Origin of the sequence: Pseudomonas alliivorans, assembly GCF_017826695.1 — a bacterium.
GTDB lineage: Bacteria > Pseudomonadota > Gammaproteobacteria > Pseudomonadales > Pseudomonadaceae > Aquipseudomonas > Aquipseudomonas alliivorans.
The window spans coordinates 1-16,121 of record NZ_JAFFZW010000014.1 but is presented as its reverse complement, the minus strand read 5'-3'; the positions used below and the strand labels follow the sequence as shown (position 1 = coordinate 16,121).

General features: G+C 61.8%; 9 protein-coding genes. 7 read left to right on the top strand and 2 right to left on the bottom strand.

Features of this window, described 5'->3' with window-relative positions:
- Window positions 1–9 precede the first annotated feature (9 nt).
- Entirely contained in the window at window positions 10–1,398 is a 1,389-nt protein-coding gene (locus tag JTJ32_RS24705) for an efflux transporter outer membrane subunit (RefSeq protein ID WP_210043615.1), read from the top strand.
- Between the two features lie 171 nt (window positions 1,399–1,569).
- Here the strand turns inward: JTJ32_RS24705 and pvdP are convergent, their stop codons facing one another.
- Entirely contained in the window at window positions 1,570–3,204 is a 1,635-nt protein-coding gene (gene pvdP / locus JTJ32_RS24700) for a pyoverdine maturation tyrosinase PvdP (protein WP_210043614.1), read from the bottom strand.
- Between the two features lie 322 nt (window positions 3,205–3,526).
- Here pvdP and pvdM point away from each other — a divergent pair, with 322 nt between their 5' ends.
- From pvdM to JTJ32_RS24670, 6 genes are all read left to right on the top strand, one after another.
- Window positions 3,527–4,870: a pyoverdine-tailoring dipeptidase-like protein PvdM gene (pvdM, locus tag JTJ32_RS24695; RefSeq protein ID WP_210043613.1), complete on the top strand. Its 1,344-nt coding sequence runs from the start codon at window positions 3,527–3,529 to the stop codon at window positions 4,868–4,870.
- A complete protein-coding gene (pvdN, locus tag JTJ32_RS24690) occupies window positions 4,867–6,147 on the top strand; it encodes a pyoverdine-tailoring periplasmic protein PvdN (protein ID WP_210043612.1) in 1,281 nt (426 codons plus the stop codon). Before pvdM ends, pvdN begins: the two co-directional genes overlap by 4 nt.
- A 57-nt stretch (window positions 6,148–6,204) precedes the next feature.
- Window positions 6,205–7,065 carry a dihydropyoverdine dehydrogenase gene (pvdO, locus tag JTJ32_RS24685; RefSeq protein ID WP_210043611.1) on the top strand — a complete coding sequence of 287 codons (861 nt, stop codon included), beginning with the start codon at window positions 6,205–6,207 and terminating at the stop codon, window positions 7,063–7,065.
- 63 nt (window positions 7,066–7,128) lie between these two features.
- Window positions 7,129–8,793 (top strand): cyclic peptide export ABC transporter, encoded by a 1,665-nt coding sequence (locus tag JTJ32_RS24680; protein WP_210043609.1) that lies wholly within the window; start codon window positions 7,129–7,131, stop codon window positions 8,791–8,793.
- Window positions 8,794–9,099: 306 nt separating this feature from the next.
- Window positions 9,100–11,346, top strand: coding sequence for a TonB-dependent siderophore receptor (locus tag JTJ32_RS24675; RefSeq protein WP_099227180.1), 2,247 nt, complete (start codon window positions 9,100–9,102; stop codon window positions 11,344–11,346).
- Window positions 11,347–11,583: 237 nt separating this feature from the next.
- Window positions 11,584–14,013, top strand: a complete 2,430-nt coding sequence (locus JTJ32_RS24670) for a TonB-dependent siderophore receptor (protein WP_408004638.1) — start codon at window positions 11,584–11,586, stop codon at window positions 14,011–14,013.
- 242 nt (window positions 14,014–14,255) lie between these two features.
- On the opposite strand, the gene JTJ32_RS24665 is transcribed toward JTJ32_RS24670, so the two are convergent.
- A partial coding sequence (locus tag JTJ32_RS24665; RefSeq protein WP_210043607.1) for a thioesterase domain-containing protein occupies window positions 14,256–16,121 on the bottom strand: 1,866 nt, incomplete at its 5' end.

Here is a 16,121-nt window from a genome sequence, read left to right as displayed (position 1 = left end):
GATCAATCCATGAAAACACGCCTGACGCTATTGACCACGTGCCTGTTGCTGGCCGCCTGCGGCACGCCTGTATCTGCCCCGGACAGCGGCATCCAGCCACCGCCAACCTGGGCGTTTGCGCAAAGCGCGGCGATTCAACGCAACGATGCCCGCTGGTGGCAACACTTCGGCAGCCCGGAACTCAACCGCCTGATCGAACAGGCCAGTCGTGACAGCCATGAAGTCGGCGCGGCCATGGCGCGAGTGCGACAGGCACAGGCAACGGCGATCATCGGTGGTGCGCCGCTGTTGCCCGAACTGGGTTACGACCTGCGTGGCGAACGCAATAAGTTCATGCGCAGCAGCGACCGCAAGGCCAACCCGTCGGACGACAATAACACCGACATGTTTACCGCCGCCCTGACCGCCAGTTACGAGGTGGACTTCTGGGGCGGCGTGGCGGCCGGTCGCGACAGCGCCGTGCAGCGCCTGCGTGCCAGCCAGTTCGATCAGGCGACCGTGGAACTGACGCTGCTCGGCAACGTTGCCGACCGCTACGCGCAAACCTTGTCGGCCCGCGAGCAAGGCCGTATTGCCGCGCTGAACCTGGCCAACGCGCAGAATGTGTTACGCCTGGTGCAGACTCGTTACGACTCAGGCTCGGCTACGGCACTGGAGCTGGCGCAGCAAAAGAATCTGGTCGCCACGCAGCAACGCGAACTGCCACGCCTTCAACAACTGGCCAACGAGCAGTTGATCACCCTCGCCGCCCTGCTGGGCCAGCCGGTGCAGAACCTCAGGCTCGGCAATCAGGCGTTCGACACATTGAGCTGGCCGGACATCGGCAGCAGCGTGCCCAGCGATCTTCTGACCCGCCGCCCGGACCTGGCCAAGGCCGAAGCCGAACTGGCGGCCGCGCATGCCGACGTTACGGTCGCCCGCGCCGCGATGCTGCCCACACTGACCCTGAGTGCCCGCATCGGTACCGAATCGGTCCGCGCTGAAGACTGGCTGCGCGCACCGTTCAGCAGTCTGGCGGCAGGTCTGGTCGGCCCGATCTTCAACAACGGCCGCCTCGGGGCCGAACGCGACCGAGCCACGGCGCGGCAGGAAGAGCTGCTGGAAACCTACCGCGGCGCGATCATCAACAGTTTCGCCGACGTGGAAAAAGCCCTGAACAGCATCGACGGTCTTGATCAACAGCGTGGCTGGCACGAAGAAGAATTGAAACAGGCACAAACCGCGTTTCGCATCGCACAGAGTCGCTATCAGGAAGGCGCAGAAGACCTGCTGACCGTGCTGGAAACCCAGCGCACGTTGTATCAGGCACAGGACGTCAGCGTGCAGTTGAGGCTGGCGAGGGTGCAGGCCAGTATTGCGCTGTACAAAGCGTTGGGAGGTGGGTGGCAGGTGCGCTGACGTGCATGGCAGACGCGTCCAGATACCCCTGAAGGAACACAATTCAGACTGTGGGAGGCGGCTTGCCGGCGATGCGGTTTTTGAAGCGCCCTATCAGTGACTGAGTTGACGCCATCGCTGGCAAGTCGCCTCCCACAAGCCGATGTTGACTGCAAGGAAGTAGTCAGGTGCTTAAAACCACTTCTCCGGCAACAGATTGCGCGCATACCACGGCCGACGCGGCACACGGCGGACCAGGTCGCCGAGTTTGTCATCGGCGGCGAAGGTAATGCGCAGCGCAAGCTTCATGACTTCCGGATCCATCTCCATCGACGTCCCGGCCTGCAGGCCCGGCGTGGTGCTGCAACCGTGGGTAGCCGGCCCCAGCCACGGGTCGCTGACTTCCACCCAGCGACCCGGCGCGAACCAGGGCACGCCGTTGACCTCAAGGCGCTTCACCTCACCGGGATGAAACCGTTCGTGTGCCCGGAACCAGTCATCGATACGGTCGTCGATCCAGCCATGGAACATCCAGAACACCGGGTTCACATGGGATGAGAACGGGTCGGCCAGAAAATCATTTTCCGGCCCGAACCAGCGCTCGGCAAAGTCATCCGAACGCCGCGCCATCGGCACCGGCTGACCGTTGGCCGGGTCGCGGGCCACGGAGGCCCAGCGCATGTGCAGCCAGTCGTGCAGTTCCAGCTCGACCTGCGAACCGAACTGCCCCAGCGTCAGCTTCGACAGAAAGCGCGGGTCACGGTACTGGGATTCCCAGACCTGAAAATGCGTGTGATAGGTCTCGGGGCTTTTGATGTCGCTGACCAGTTGGGTGTATTCCTCATCGCCCTGCGCCAGCCAGTTCGGCGGCAGTGAACAGCCGTCGTGGTTGTCGAAGTAACGCGCAAAGCCCAGCCGGTCACGCTCAAGCTCCGGCTGCGGCATCGGAAAACGCGGCCAGGATGGCAGGTTCTGAATCTGCCGCGCCTCAATCAGCATGTGCCGGTGCATGAAGAAGAAATCCACGCCAGAGCCGTTGCGATCCTTGTACGGTCCGCGAGCATCGCGCTCCTTGTCCCGCGGCCCTGGCTGCCAGCCAATCCCGCGCAACGCTTCTTGCTTGTCGGTCGGCAGTTTGTGCCACTTGTCCCGGGACGCATGCCACAACTGGTGAAACAGACGGTGCTCTTTGGAGATCAGCCAGGCATGAAACTCAGGCGTCAGGCTGACCCGCTCCCGCGCCTCGGGAAACAGTTGTCTGATCGCGATCACCCGGTTTTCCAGCTCCGGCAAGGCCAGCGGTCGATCAAGGCGCTCGATACGGCCACTCAGGGTGCCACTGCCCGCATTGCCGAATCCGCCCCACACCTCATCGAGGATCAGGCTGAACTCGTAATCCGGGGTATCGCTGCGCGGGTCATTGCCTGCGTGACCGTCCATGACCCGCAGATACAATGTGGCGGCGTTGGCCGGCTGCAGGTCGCCGATCACCCGAAAGCGTGGCATTGCGTCGCCGCGCAGGTTGTTGGCGGTATCAATGTAACCGCGTATTCCACGGCCGCGCGGGGCGATGTCGAGGAACATTTCCAGGCCGTGCAGCGGCGCCTCACACAATCCGGCATCGCGGCCCTCGAAGCGCAACGCCCAGACACCGCGCAATTTGTCGGCCAGACGCTGTGTGGCCGTGTCGGCCGGGCCCGCGGTGGCTTCGCCGGGTGTAATGGGCTCCTCGACGCGGGTGAGTTCCCGATGTGCATACCAGGCAGCCGGTACTGCCGCGCCGGTGAGCGCCAGACCTGCCATGAAACCTCGTCGAGAAATCGTCATTACCCTACCTGTTACAGCCCCCGAGACACCGGGTATCCAGCTAGAACGTAAAGCCTTGCCATAAATTTACTTCGCGGCTCGCCTGGGCAGGACGAGCACTGAGCGTGCCCGAGCGCCTGGCTCACTGAATTCACAGTCTGTGCCTTTTGGGACGCAGAGCGTCACGGCCTGCATGCCCACGCGCAGCGATGGGCACGATCAGTCGCGGCCTGACAAGACCACCGCTAAATTTTCCCGCCATCCGCTCGTTCTCCCCAGATAGCAACGGCCCTGCTGCCTGCATGCAAGGCTGACCTGCACCGATCACCTGAACGAGACGGCAATGACAAAACCGCGTTGGAAAAAGGCTCTTTTCATCGGCCTGCCCCTGGCTCTGGCCATCAGTGCAGGTGCGGGTTATCTGGCCTGGAATTACGGGTCGCCAGCGGGTTACCCGGTCAAGGTCATGAAGCAGGCCGAAGACCTTCAGGAGCGAATCATTTCCTTCGACAGCCACATCACGGTTCCGATGAAGTTCGGCAGCGAGCGTAACGAAGCCGACAAGGATGGCTCAGGGCAATTCGATCTGGTGAAAACTGCACGCGGCCGTCTCTCGGGCGCGGCCTTGACGGTATTCGGCTGGCCGGAAATCTGGAACGGCCCCAACGCACCGCATCGCCCGACACCCGGCTTTGTCGACGAGGCGCGTCAGCAGCAGGAGGTGCGCTACAAGATCATCACCGGCATGGTTCGCGACTTCCCGAATCAGGTCGGCATCGCCTACACCCCTGACGACATGCGCCGCCTGCAGGGCGAAGGCAAGTTCGCGATCTTCATCAGCATGCTCAACGCCTACCCGCTGGGCAATGACCTCGATGCGCTGGACCGCTGGACTGCCCGGGGCATGCGCATGTTCGGTTTCAGTTACGTCGGCAACAACAGCTGGGCGGACTCGTCGCGCCCGCTGCCCTTCCTGAACGATACGCCGGATGCACTGGGCGGTCTGTCCGAAATCGGCAAACAGGCGGTGCAGCGCCTGAACGACCTGGGCGTGATCATCGACGTGTCGCAGATGTCGAGCAAGGCGCTGGAACAGGTCAGCCAATTGAGCCGCACGCCGATGGTCGCCTCGCACTCGGCCCCCCGTGCGCTGGTGGACATTCCGCGCAACCTCAGCGACGAAGAAATGCAACTGATCAAGCAAAGCGGTGGCGTGGTGCAAGTGGTGGCCTTCCCCGCCTACCTAAAGCCCTTGAGCCAGAAGACCCAGGACAAGCTCAATGCGTTGCGCAAGGAATTCGACCTGCCGCCGTTGCCGAATCTGGCCATGGCGCTGATGCCCGGCGACGCGATCATTACGGTATGGCCAGAGCAGCGCTTCGGTGCCTACGCCAGCAAGCTGTACGCCATTCTCGAGGAAGAGCCCAAGGCCACGGTCAAGGATTTTGTCAACGCCATCGACTACACCGTGCGCAAGATCGGCATCGACCATGTCGGTATCAGTTCCGACTTCAATGACGGCGGCGGCGTAAAAGGCTTCAACGACGTCAGCGAGATCCGCAATGTGACCGCCGAACTGATCGAACGCGGTTACGCCGAAGCGGACATTGCCAAGCTGTGGGGCGGCAACTTCCTGCGTGTCTGGGAACAGGTGCAGGCCTCGGCAAAAGCGGTGGCCCAGCCATGACTGATCGCAGAACGTTCCTCAAACAGGCCGGACTGCTGGCCGCCGCCCTGCCGCTCGGATCAAGCCTGACGGTGCCTGCTATGGCCGCCACGTCAGACCCCGTGGACGCAGACAAGTGGACCGCACTGAAACAGCTGTTCAATCAGGATCCGGACTACATCCACTTATCCAACTTTCTGGTGACGTCGCACCCAAGACCCGTGCGCGAAGCCATCGAGCAACACCGCGCCCACATCGACCGCAATCCCGGACTGGCAATGGATTGGGATCTGCAGGAAACAGAGCTGCGTGAACATGATGTGCGGGTCTGGGCTGGCAGATACCTGAACGCCAAACCCGGCCAGATCGCCCTGACCGGCAGCACCACCGAAGGGCTGGCGATCATCTACGGCGGCCTGCACCTGCGGCCGGATCAGGAAATTCTCACCACTGAACACGAACATTCCTGCGCCCGCAGCATCCTCAATTTCCGCCAGCAGCGTGACGGCACTCAGGTGCGCCGAATCCGCCTGTTCAAGGATCCGGCGCAGGTCTCGGCCGACGAAATCATCGGCTCGATTGCCCGCAGCATTCAATCCAACACGCGCGTACTGGGCATGACCTGGGTGCAATCGGGCAGCGGCGTGAAGCTGCCGCTCGGGTCCATCGGTGATCTGGTCGAAGAGCACAATCGCAACCGCGATGCCAAAGACCGCATCATCTATGTGGTCGATGGCGTGCACGGCTTTGGGGTGGAGAATCTGGATTTCCCGGAAATGAAGTGCGATTACTTTGTGGCGGGCACCCACAAATGGATGTTCGGCCCACGTGGCACCGGAATCGTCTGCGCCCGTTCGGAACAGATGACTGATCTCACGCCGACCATCCCGACCTTCTCCGAAGCGACCAATTTCGCCACCACCATGACGCCGGGTGGCTACCACTCGTTCGAACATCGCTGGGCGTTGAACAAGGCGTTCGAGTTGCACCTGCAACTGGGCAAGGCCGACGTGCAAGCGCGCATCCATCAGCTCAACAGCTACATGAAGGAACGTTTGCAGGCCCAGCGCGCTATCGAGCTGGTCACGCCGATGGAACCGGCCCTGTCGGCAGGCTTCAGTTTTTTCAGAATCAAGGATCAGGCCAGCGACGACGTAGCGGCCTGGCTGATGAAAAACCGCATGGTGGTCGATGCGGTCAGCCGCGATGTCGGCCCGGTGGTACGCACCGCGCCGGGCCTGCTGAACAGCGAAGCCGAAATCGACCGCTTCATGGCGCTGCTCAGCCAGCGCACCTGACGCCTGAACACTCGTTCTGCATCACCTGCTTTCCGTTTTTTGCCACTGAGGCCTGTCATGAAAAAGATGCTGTTCACCCTGTCCCTGACCTCGCTGCTGGGCCTGTCCTTGAGCGGCACCGCTCAGGCGGCAACCCCCGAGGCTGGCAACGTCTTCAAGGACTGCAAGGATTGTCCCGAGATGGTCGTGCTGCCTGCGGGCACCTTCACCATGGGCGCGCCGGAAGAGGAACTGGGTCGCCAGCCGGACGAAGGCCCTATGCACGATGTGACCTTCGCCAAGCCTTTCGCCATCAGCCGCTTTCAGGTGCTGAGCGGCGAATGGGACGCTTACATCAAGAGTTCCGGTTACAAAATGCCGGATGGCGATACTCGTCCCGGACGCGAATGCAAAGCGGGCAAGCCTCGCTATCCGCTGGGTCCGCGTCAGCCTGCGGTGTGCATGGACTGGAACGAAGCCAAGGCTTACGTCGCCTGGCTGTCGAAGAAGACCGGCAAGTCGTACCGGATGGTCAGCGAAGCGGCCCGTGAATACGCCGCACGCGGCGGCAGCAAAGGCTCGTTTCCCTTCCCGATGGATGAAGGCAAGCCTTATGGCATCGCCAGGCACGCCAATACCTATGGCCCTGAAGACGGTTTCAGCTACACCGCTCCGGCGGGCAGCTACAGCCCGAACGACTTCGGCATCTACGATGCTCACGGCAACGTGTACGAGTGGACCGCCGATTGCGAGACCAGCAACTACAACGGCGCGCCCACCGACGGCAGTGCCTGGCTGGCAGGCGATTGCACCTGGAAGATGATTCGCGGCAACGACTGGACCGAAGCGCCGATCTTCTCGCGCTCCGGCAACCGCAACAGCCGCCAGCCGGACGTGCGTGGCGACTGGCTGGGCTTTCGGGTCATGCGCGACCTCTGACCGACTCATCGAGCCTGCGGCCTTTGGCAGGAGCCGCAATCACGGACACTCACGAGAACCATCATGACGCTCAAAACGCAAAGCCTCGCCGGGGAAACCCTGAGAATCCTCAAACCCTTCTGGTGGCTGGTGGCGCTGTCGACGGTGCTGGGGATCGTCAGTGGCCTGAGCGTAACGGCGCTGCTGGCCACAATCAATAACGCGATGAACGTGCCGGGCGGACCGAACACCCATACCGCGCTGCTGTTCGCCGGGCTGTGCGTGCTGACACTGGCGTGTTCGACGCTGTCGAACCTGTCGACCCACTACGTGGGTCAGCGTGTGGTCGCCAACCTGCGCCGCGAACTGGCGGCCAAGGTGCTGGTGGCGCCTATCGAGCAACTGGAACGCTACCGCGCGCACCGGCTGATTCCGGTGCTGCTCAACGACGTCAACACCCTCAGCACCTTCGCCCTATCGGTAGCGCCGATGGTGATCGCCTTCACCGTGACCCTCGGCTGCCTGACCTATCTGGCCCTGTTGTCCTGGCAGATTCTGGCGCTGACGGTATTGACCGTGGTACTGGGCACCGGCGCACAGTTCGTTGCCCACCGATTCGGCATGCGCAGCATTCTGGCGGCGCGCAACGGTGAGGACGAACTGCAGAAGCACTATCAGGCGCTGTCGGCAGGTGCCAAGGAACTGCGCATCCAGCGCAAGCGTCGCCAGCACATGCTCGATGAAAAGATTCAGGGCACCACCGAACAGATCTGCCGTTCGAACATTCGCGCGGCGAATATCTTTGTCAGCGCAGAGACCTTTGGCTCGATGCTGTTCTTTGCGGTGATCGGCATGGCCATCGCCTTCCAGGCCATGTGGCCGACCACCGAGAAGACTGTGCTGGGCGGTTTCGTGCTGGTGATGCTGTACATGAAAGGCCCGCTGGAGCGCCTGATCAACTCCCTGCCCGCCATCAGCCGTGCACAGATCGCCATGCGCCGCATTGCCGAGCTGTCGTGGAAGTTTTCAAGCCCCGAGCCTCACCTGCTGGTCAGCGACCGCCCCAATTCGCTGGCCAGTCTCAAGACCCTGGAACTGCATCAACTGCGTTACGACTATCCGCCTGTGGAAGGCAGCGACGCGTTCCACCTCGGCCCGGTCAACCTGAGCATCAAGCAGGGCGATATCGTGTTCATCGTCGGCGAGAACGGCTGCGGCAAGACCACGCTGATCAAGCTGCTGCTGGGCCTGTACACGCCGCAACAGGGCGAAATCCGCCTCAACGGCCAGACAATCACCCCGGAACACCTGGACGACTATCGGCAGTTGTTCACCACCATCTTCGCCGACTATTACCTGTTCGATGAGCCGCTGCAGGGTCAGGCCAGCCTGCCCGAAGACGCTGGCAAATACCTGGAGCGTCTGGACATTGCCCATAAGGTCAGCATCCGCGACGGCGCGTTTACCACCACCGACCTGTCCACCGGTCAGCGCAAGCGTCTGGCGCTGATCAATGCCTGGCTGGACGAGCGTCAGGTGCTGGTCTTCGACGAGTGGGCCGCCGATCAGGACCCGGCCTTCCGTCGCGTGTTCTACACCGAGCTGCTGCCCGAGCTCAAACAACAGGGCAAGACGATTATCGTGATCTCCCACGACGACCGGTATTTCTATATAGCCGACCAACTGGTGCGCATGCAGGCCGGCAAAATCGACGTCGAACAGGTGCAGAACGCCTCCGTTTCCGCCTGATTTCAAGTGCTTTCCGAAACCCCGCCCGGCCTGTCCGCGAGCGGGGTTTTTTCATTCTGCGGGCAACCTGCGCATGAGCATTACTAGCCATCCGCCATCTTTTTTCGGGGCATGTGAAAAATTCATTAAATAACAGTGATTCGCGTTCGTTCTCATTTACAGCAACGGTGCGCATGGCTGCCTTCCCGCCCGATTGCTCATAAAAAAAGTTGCTCACGACTGCGCGAATGGCCGGCTGGACCAGACGGCGCAGATCTGATCGACGCTATCTGCCCTCTGCCGATACTTACTAAAAAGAGCCACGTCATGCACAACCCGTCACGACTCACCCCGCTCAGCAAAGCCTTGCTGCTCAGCCCGATGTTCAGTTCCCGACCCTCCATGGCAGCCATGGGTTTCGCGCTTTGCATGCCGCTGGCCGCGCAGGTTCAGGCAGAGGAAGTCACTCAGGATGGCTCGACCACCGCAGGCACGGTGACCCTGGCTCCGACGGCCATTGACTCCAAATCGCTGGGCACCACCACGGACGGAACCGGTTCCTACACCACCGGCGCCGTGAGCATTGGCAAGGGCGCACCGCAGTCACTGCGTGAAACGCCGCAATCGGTCAGCGTCGTGACCCGTCAGGTGATGGACGACAACAACCTGAACAGCCTCAGCGACGTTCTGGAAGACACGCCCGGCATGAGCTTCCAGTACCGCAACTTCGGCGGTCACGTGTACACCTCGCGCGGATTTTCCCTGCTGGCGGAAAGTTTTCTGGTCGATGGCATCGGCGGTCAGGGCTATCAGATCACCGGCTGGATGCAGCCGGACATGGCCATTTACGACCGTGTCGAAGTGTTGCGTGGCGCCTCCGGTCTGCTGGTCGGCGCAGGTCAGCCTGGCGGCGCGGTGAACCTGGTGCGCAAGCGCCCGACCGCCGAAAACAAATTTTCCATCACCACCCGCGCCGGTTCCTGGGACCAGTACCGGGTCGATCTGGACGGCAGCGGCAAGCTCAATGATTCGGGCACCCTGCGTGGCCGTATGGTCGCCGCCTATGACGACAGCGGTTCGTACCTGGATGGCCGCGACAGCCGCACGCCGCTGCTGTACGGCATCGTCGAAGCCGACGTGACCGACAACACCACGCTGACCATGAGCCTGCGTCGTCAGGAACAGGTAATCAACGGCTACTCCATCTACGGCCTGCCGCGCTACAGCAACGGCCAGTCGCTGGGCCTGTCGCGCTCGACCAACCTGGCGCAGGACTGGAACCGCCTCGAAAGCGACATGACCGAGGTGTTCACCGAAATCGAACACCGTTTCAACGATGACTGGAGAAGCCGTACGTCGTTGACGTATTCCCAAGGCGGGTTTGATCAGGCGATTGCGTATGCACGCGGCGCGGTGAACCCGGTCACGCTGGCAGGCTCGACCTTCCAGAACACCTTGTTTCGCAAGGACGAAGTCAACAGCACCGGTCTGAACAGCCAGTTGGAGGGCAACTTCAACGCGTTCGGCCTGAACCATCAGTTGACGCTGGGGGCTGACTGGTCCAGACAGGAATCCAATACCAAACAGGCGACGGTCAGGACGGCTTCGCCCATCAACATTTTCAATGTCAACCAGAACGCCTTCGCCAAGCCGGTGCGTCCGGCCTGGGGCAACGACATCGACATGACCGAAGAACGCGCGGGCCTTTACGCCAACGCGCGCATTCACTTGAGCGAGCCGTTGAGCGTGGTACTCGGGAGCCGCTTGAGCTGGTACGACTACGAATACGACGTCAAACGCGGTGCCGCCAACAGCTACGAATCCAAGCAGACGCAGGAATTCACACCGTTCGCCGGTCTGATCTACGACATCAACGACAACTGGTCGTGGTACGCGAGTTACGCCGACATCTTCACCCCGCAGGCCGATTTCGTCGACGTGGGTGGCTCGCCACTGGATCCGGCCATCGGTTCCAACTACGAAACCGGCTTCAAGGGCGAGCTGTTCGACAAGCGTTTGAACCTGTCCATGGCGCTCTTCTACATCAAGCAGAAAGACGTCGCGGCGGTGGATCTGTCGGCAGAAGCCTCGGAAGTGTTCTGCCCTAACAGCTCTGACGGTTCGTGCTACGTGCAGGACGGTATCAAACGCAGCAAGGGCGTGGAAATCGAGGCCAGCGGCGAAGTGCTGCCGGGCCTGCAAGTGTTCGGTGGTTACACCTACAACATGCTGCGTAACAACGGTGATGCGGAAGTCGCCTACGAAACGCCGAAACACATGCTGCGCCTCAACACCAGCTACAACCTGCCGGGCGCCTGGAATCGCCTGACCCTGGGTGCCGGTGTATCGGCGGATTCGGGTTATGAAGTACCGTCCAATGACCAGTTGGGCGTTTCAGGTCGCGCAATCTGGGATGCGCGTGCCTCCTGGAAGCTGGACGAAAACTGGCGTGTTTCGCTCAACGCCGAGAACCTGTTCGACCGCAAGTACTACACCACTGCCGTGGCCACCGACCGTTCCAACGTGTACGGCGAACCCCGCAGCTACGTCCTGACCCTGCGCGGAGATTTCTGATCCGCCGCAGACTCACGGATAACTGCAACAGCCACAAAGCCAAGGGGAAACCCTTGGCTTTTTGTGCTTTCGCGGCGCTGACATCGAGGGTATCTGCCCGATGCCGGAAACAGCCTGTGACTGGAGCATGCACATGCCAAACACAATGAACGTGCTGAGCAAGACTGACACCCCGAACCACCCGAGCGACGACAAATACACTATCCTGCACGCGCGTACCAAAAGAGCCCTCCTGCTATGCCTCCACCCTTCGAACGCTGCCACTCGGGACGCGTAAAACCCTTCGACAAAAGCCCGAACTCCGGGGTGACGTTGAGGGGGCTGGGTCTGGTTTTTTCGCTGTTTCTTCAGGGTAATGCGATGGCCGAAGCGTTCGATTTCGACATCCCCGCCCAGCCCTTGAACAGCGCCTTGAAAGAACTGGCGCGCCAGGGCGATCTGCAAGTGCTGTACAACCCGGATGACGTGCGCGGCAAGACCGGCGGCGTGGTGCGCGGCAAACTCACGCCCGAGCAGGCAATCACGGATCTGCTGCGCAGGGCCGGAGTGGCCCATACCTTCGAAGCCAACACCCTGACCCTTGGCGTGACGCCGCTTTCGCCGCCTGTGACCCTCAAGCCGGTGGCGATTCAGGCGCAGCAGTTTGGCGTCACCACCGAAGGCAGCGGCTCGTTTACCACCACGGCCGTGAGCCTGAACAAAACGCCTCAGTCACTGCGTGACACGCCGCAATCGGTGACCGTGATGACACGCCAGTTGATGGACGACAAAAACCTGACCGGCCTCGACGAGGTGATGGCGCAAACGCCGGGCATTACCTTCTCGCAACGCAACTTTGGCTCGCACGTCTACAGCTCACGCGGATTCGCCATGGAGGATGAAAGCTACACTCTCGATGGCGTTTCCGGGCAGGGCTACAGCGTGACCGGCTGGATGACGCCGGACATGGCCATCTACGACCGCGTCGAAGTGCTGCGCGGTGCTGCCGGCCTATTGATCGGCGCAGGCAATCCGGGTGGAGCGGTCAATCTGGTACGCAAGCGCCCGACCGCCATTCCTCAGTTCTCGGTCACCACCCGCGCAGGCAGTTGGGACAACTATCGCGTCGATCTGGATGGCAGCAGCAGGCTCAATGACTCGGGCAGTGTGCGCGGTCGCTTCGTGGCCTCGTATGAAGACCGGGGGTACTTCATCGATGTGCTGCACAAGACCGCCCCGCTGCTCTACGGCATTCTGGAAAGCGACCTGAGCGAGGACACCACGCTGACCCTCGGGGTACGCCACCAGCGTGCGGACACTCATGGCTTCTCGATATTCGGCTTGCCGCGCTACAGCGACGGCCGGGCGCTCGAGGTGTCGCGCTCGACCTCGCTCGCTCAGTCCTGGAACCGTCACGAGACGCAGACCCATGAAGTCTTCGGCGAACTGGAACACCGTTTCGACGACGACTGGACGGCGAAACTGTCCGCTACGCATTCCAACGGTTCGTTCGAACAGCAGGTCGCCTACGCCCAGGGAGCCATCGACCCACAAACGCGAGCAGGCTCCCGCCTGATCAAAACCCTGTTCCGCTCGGACGATCTGCAGAGTGACGGCCTGGACGCCCATCTGGACGGCCGCTTCGAGGGATTCGGCCTGACTCATCAGTTGACGCTGGGCGCCAATGGGTCCGAGCAGAAACGCGACTCACGTTATGCCACGGTCAATACGGTTCGAGCGGTCGATGTGTTCAATGTCGATCACGACGCGATCAACGAACCCGCACGCCCGGCCTGGAGCCGCACCGATTTCAGCGACAAGCGCTACGGCGTCTACAGCCATCTGCGGCTGGGCCTGACCGATGCGCTGAGTCTGGTCATGGGCGGCCGCATAAGCGGGTATGACTACCAGACCGAATCGGCAGGATTGACGACCCGCGCCCGACAGGACAACGAAGTCACGCCCTTTCTCGGTGTGATCTACGACCTGTCCCGGGACTGGTCGTGGTACGCCAGCTACACCGATATCTTCCTGCCGCAGAGCGACTATCGCACGGCGGGCGGCGCCCTGCTCGATCCGGCCATCGGCGCCAGTCACGAAACCGGGATCAAGGGCGAACTGTTCGACAAGCGCCTGAACGTATCCTTTGCGGTGTTCTATGTGAAACAGAAAGACGTCGCGGTCGAGGACGATGCCAATGTCGGCGAGTGCCTGATGAACGACGCCTACGGGACCTGTTACCTGAACGGCGAGGTGCGACGCAGCAAGGGTTTCGAGATGGAAGTCAGCGGCGAATTGCTGCCGGGGTTGCAGACGCTGGCGGGCTACACCTTCAACCTCACCCGCGGCAGTGACGGCCAGTCCATTTCTGCCGAGACACCGCGGCACATGGCACGCATCAGCAGCGATTACACCCTGCCCGGCGCCTGGAGGCGGCTGTCCATTGGCGCTGGTGTGTCGGCCCAGAGCGGCTACCGGGAAACCGAATCCACACAGGTCATCGAAAACCCCGGCCGGGCGATCTGGGATGCCCGTGTGTCATGGAAGCTCGATGAGCACTGGTCCATCGCGCTGAACGGCAACAACCTGCTCGACCGCAAGTATTACAAGGCCACGGGCGATATCGACCGGGGCAACTATTACGGCGATCCGCGCAATTACGTCCTGACGGTGCGTGGGGATTTCTAGCGGTCGGGCGGGTGACAGGACCACGTGAGCCGACACCAGACGGTGGGAGGCGGCTTGCCGGCGATGAACGATGACGCGTTTTACTGAAATACCGCGTCGCCTTCATCGCGGGCAAGCCCCCTCCCACAGCGGTGTGATCTGACCCCAAGAGGTCAGAGGGTTGTCCAACTGTTGGGGTGCAGACCAGGTAATGGCTGAAAGACAGCGCTGTGGCGCATTGTCTGGAATGCGTCCACAACGAACTAGGCCCTCAGGCGCGCCACCAGCCCATCCAGAAACGCATCGGCAATCACCACGTTGTCGTGGCGCTGATCGATCACGCTTGAACTCGCCAGCCCGTTCACCGAGCACTGTTCGAGCAATACCCGTTCAGCCTTGGCGATCTGGTCGGGCTGGCGGCTTTGCCCGGCCCACCAGCAGTCGACCTTGACGTTCAACCGTTTCAGCGTGAAGGCTTCGCTCAGGCGGGCGTTGGCGTCCAGCAGGCGGTAGCCGGTTTCGATTTCGTCCTGCACGGCGATGTCCTGGAACACGCTACGCAGGCTGTTGGCACTCATGCCTGCGTCCAGCGCGACCTGATCGACCACCCGGTCGATCACTTCACTTTCGCGTGAAGCCGACTGCCGTGCCGTCTCGATCAACTGAACAATGCTCTCTTCCTGCAAGCCCGGCACAAAGGCCTGAAGGCTCTTGATCAGGCTGCGGTAGTAATTCTCGTCCTGCTTTTGCCGGGTGACGTCAGGCGCTTCCTCAACCCACTCCATGCCGATGGAAACGGGCAACTGGGTATCCACCAGTCCCACGAACTCCACGCGTTCGCCAGCGCTTTCCAGGCAGTGCGCGATGTCGATGGCCAGCGCGCCGCCCATCGACCAGCCCAACAGACTGTAAGGCCCGACCGGCTGAGTGTTGCGAATCTGCTCGACGTAGTAATCGACCATGTCTGCCCACGATGTATCGAACCAGCCCGGCACCACGTACGCCTTGTTGACCAGCCCGTACACCAGGCGGTCGTCGCTCAGCTTCCCGGCCAACGGATAATAGCAATACGTACCGCCGCCACCCGGTGGCAGGCAGAACACCGGTGTCCGGGTCGAACCACTGGTGTTCATGGCAATGACTGCCGACTTGACCTTCGCCTCGCCCACGCGCATGAAATCGGCCAATTCGCCCAAGGTCTGCATCAGCAGAAAATCGTGCAGCTTGATCGACACATCGAAGGTGTCTCGAATCCGCCCGGCCAGCGAAACCGCCAGCAGCGAGTGTCCACCCAGGGCAAAGAAGTTGTCGTTCAATCCGACGTTCCCGACCTGCAGCACCTGCTCCCAGAGCGCAGCCAGGCGCTGTTCGAACTCGGTGCGCGGCGCCACGTAACCCTGAGCACGGCCTGCTTCAGGCTTGGGCAGGGCGCGGCGGTCCAGCTTGCCGTTGGCGGTCAGCGGCATGGCGTCGAGCAGTACAAAATGCGCAGGCACCATGTAATCCGGCAGGAGGGCCTTGAGCTGCGCTTTCAGCGTTTCACGCAAGGTGTCTGCATCCTGCGAACGATCACTCGGCACCAGATAGGCCACCAGTTGTTTGCCGGTCGGGCCGTCGATATCGATCACGCTGGCTTCGCGCACAGCGGTGTGTTCAAGAAGACGCGCTTCGATTTCACCCAGTTCGATGCGCAACCCGCGAATCTTCACTTGATGGTCGATACGCCCGGCATACTCGATCACGCCTTCATGGCGATAGCGCGCCAGATCTCCCGTGCGGTACAGCCGCCCTCCACCCTGTTCGTCGAACGGGTCCGGCACGAAGCGTTCCGCCGTCAGGGCGGCGCGGTTGTGATAACCCCGCGCCAGCCCGACGCCGCCCAGGTACAGCTCCGAAGCCACGCCCGGTGCGGCGGGCAGCAGCCCGTCGTCGAGGATGTGGGTCTTGAGGTTGTCGATGGGACGACCGATCGGCACGCTCAGTACGTCCTCCGGCGAACAGGTCCAGTGCGTGACGTCGATGGCCGCTTCGGTCGGGCCGTAGAGGTTGTACAGCCCGACCTGCGGCAGGCGCTTGAGCACCTGTCCGGCCAGTTCCGCAGGCAAGGCTTCGCCGCTGCACACCACTCG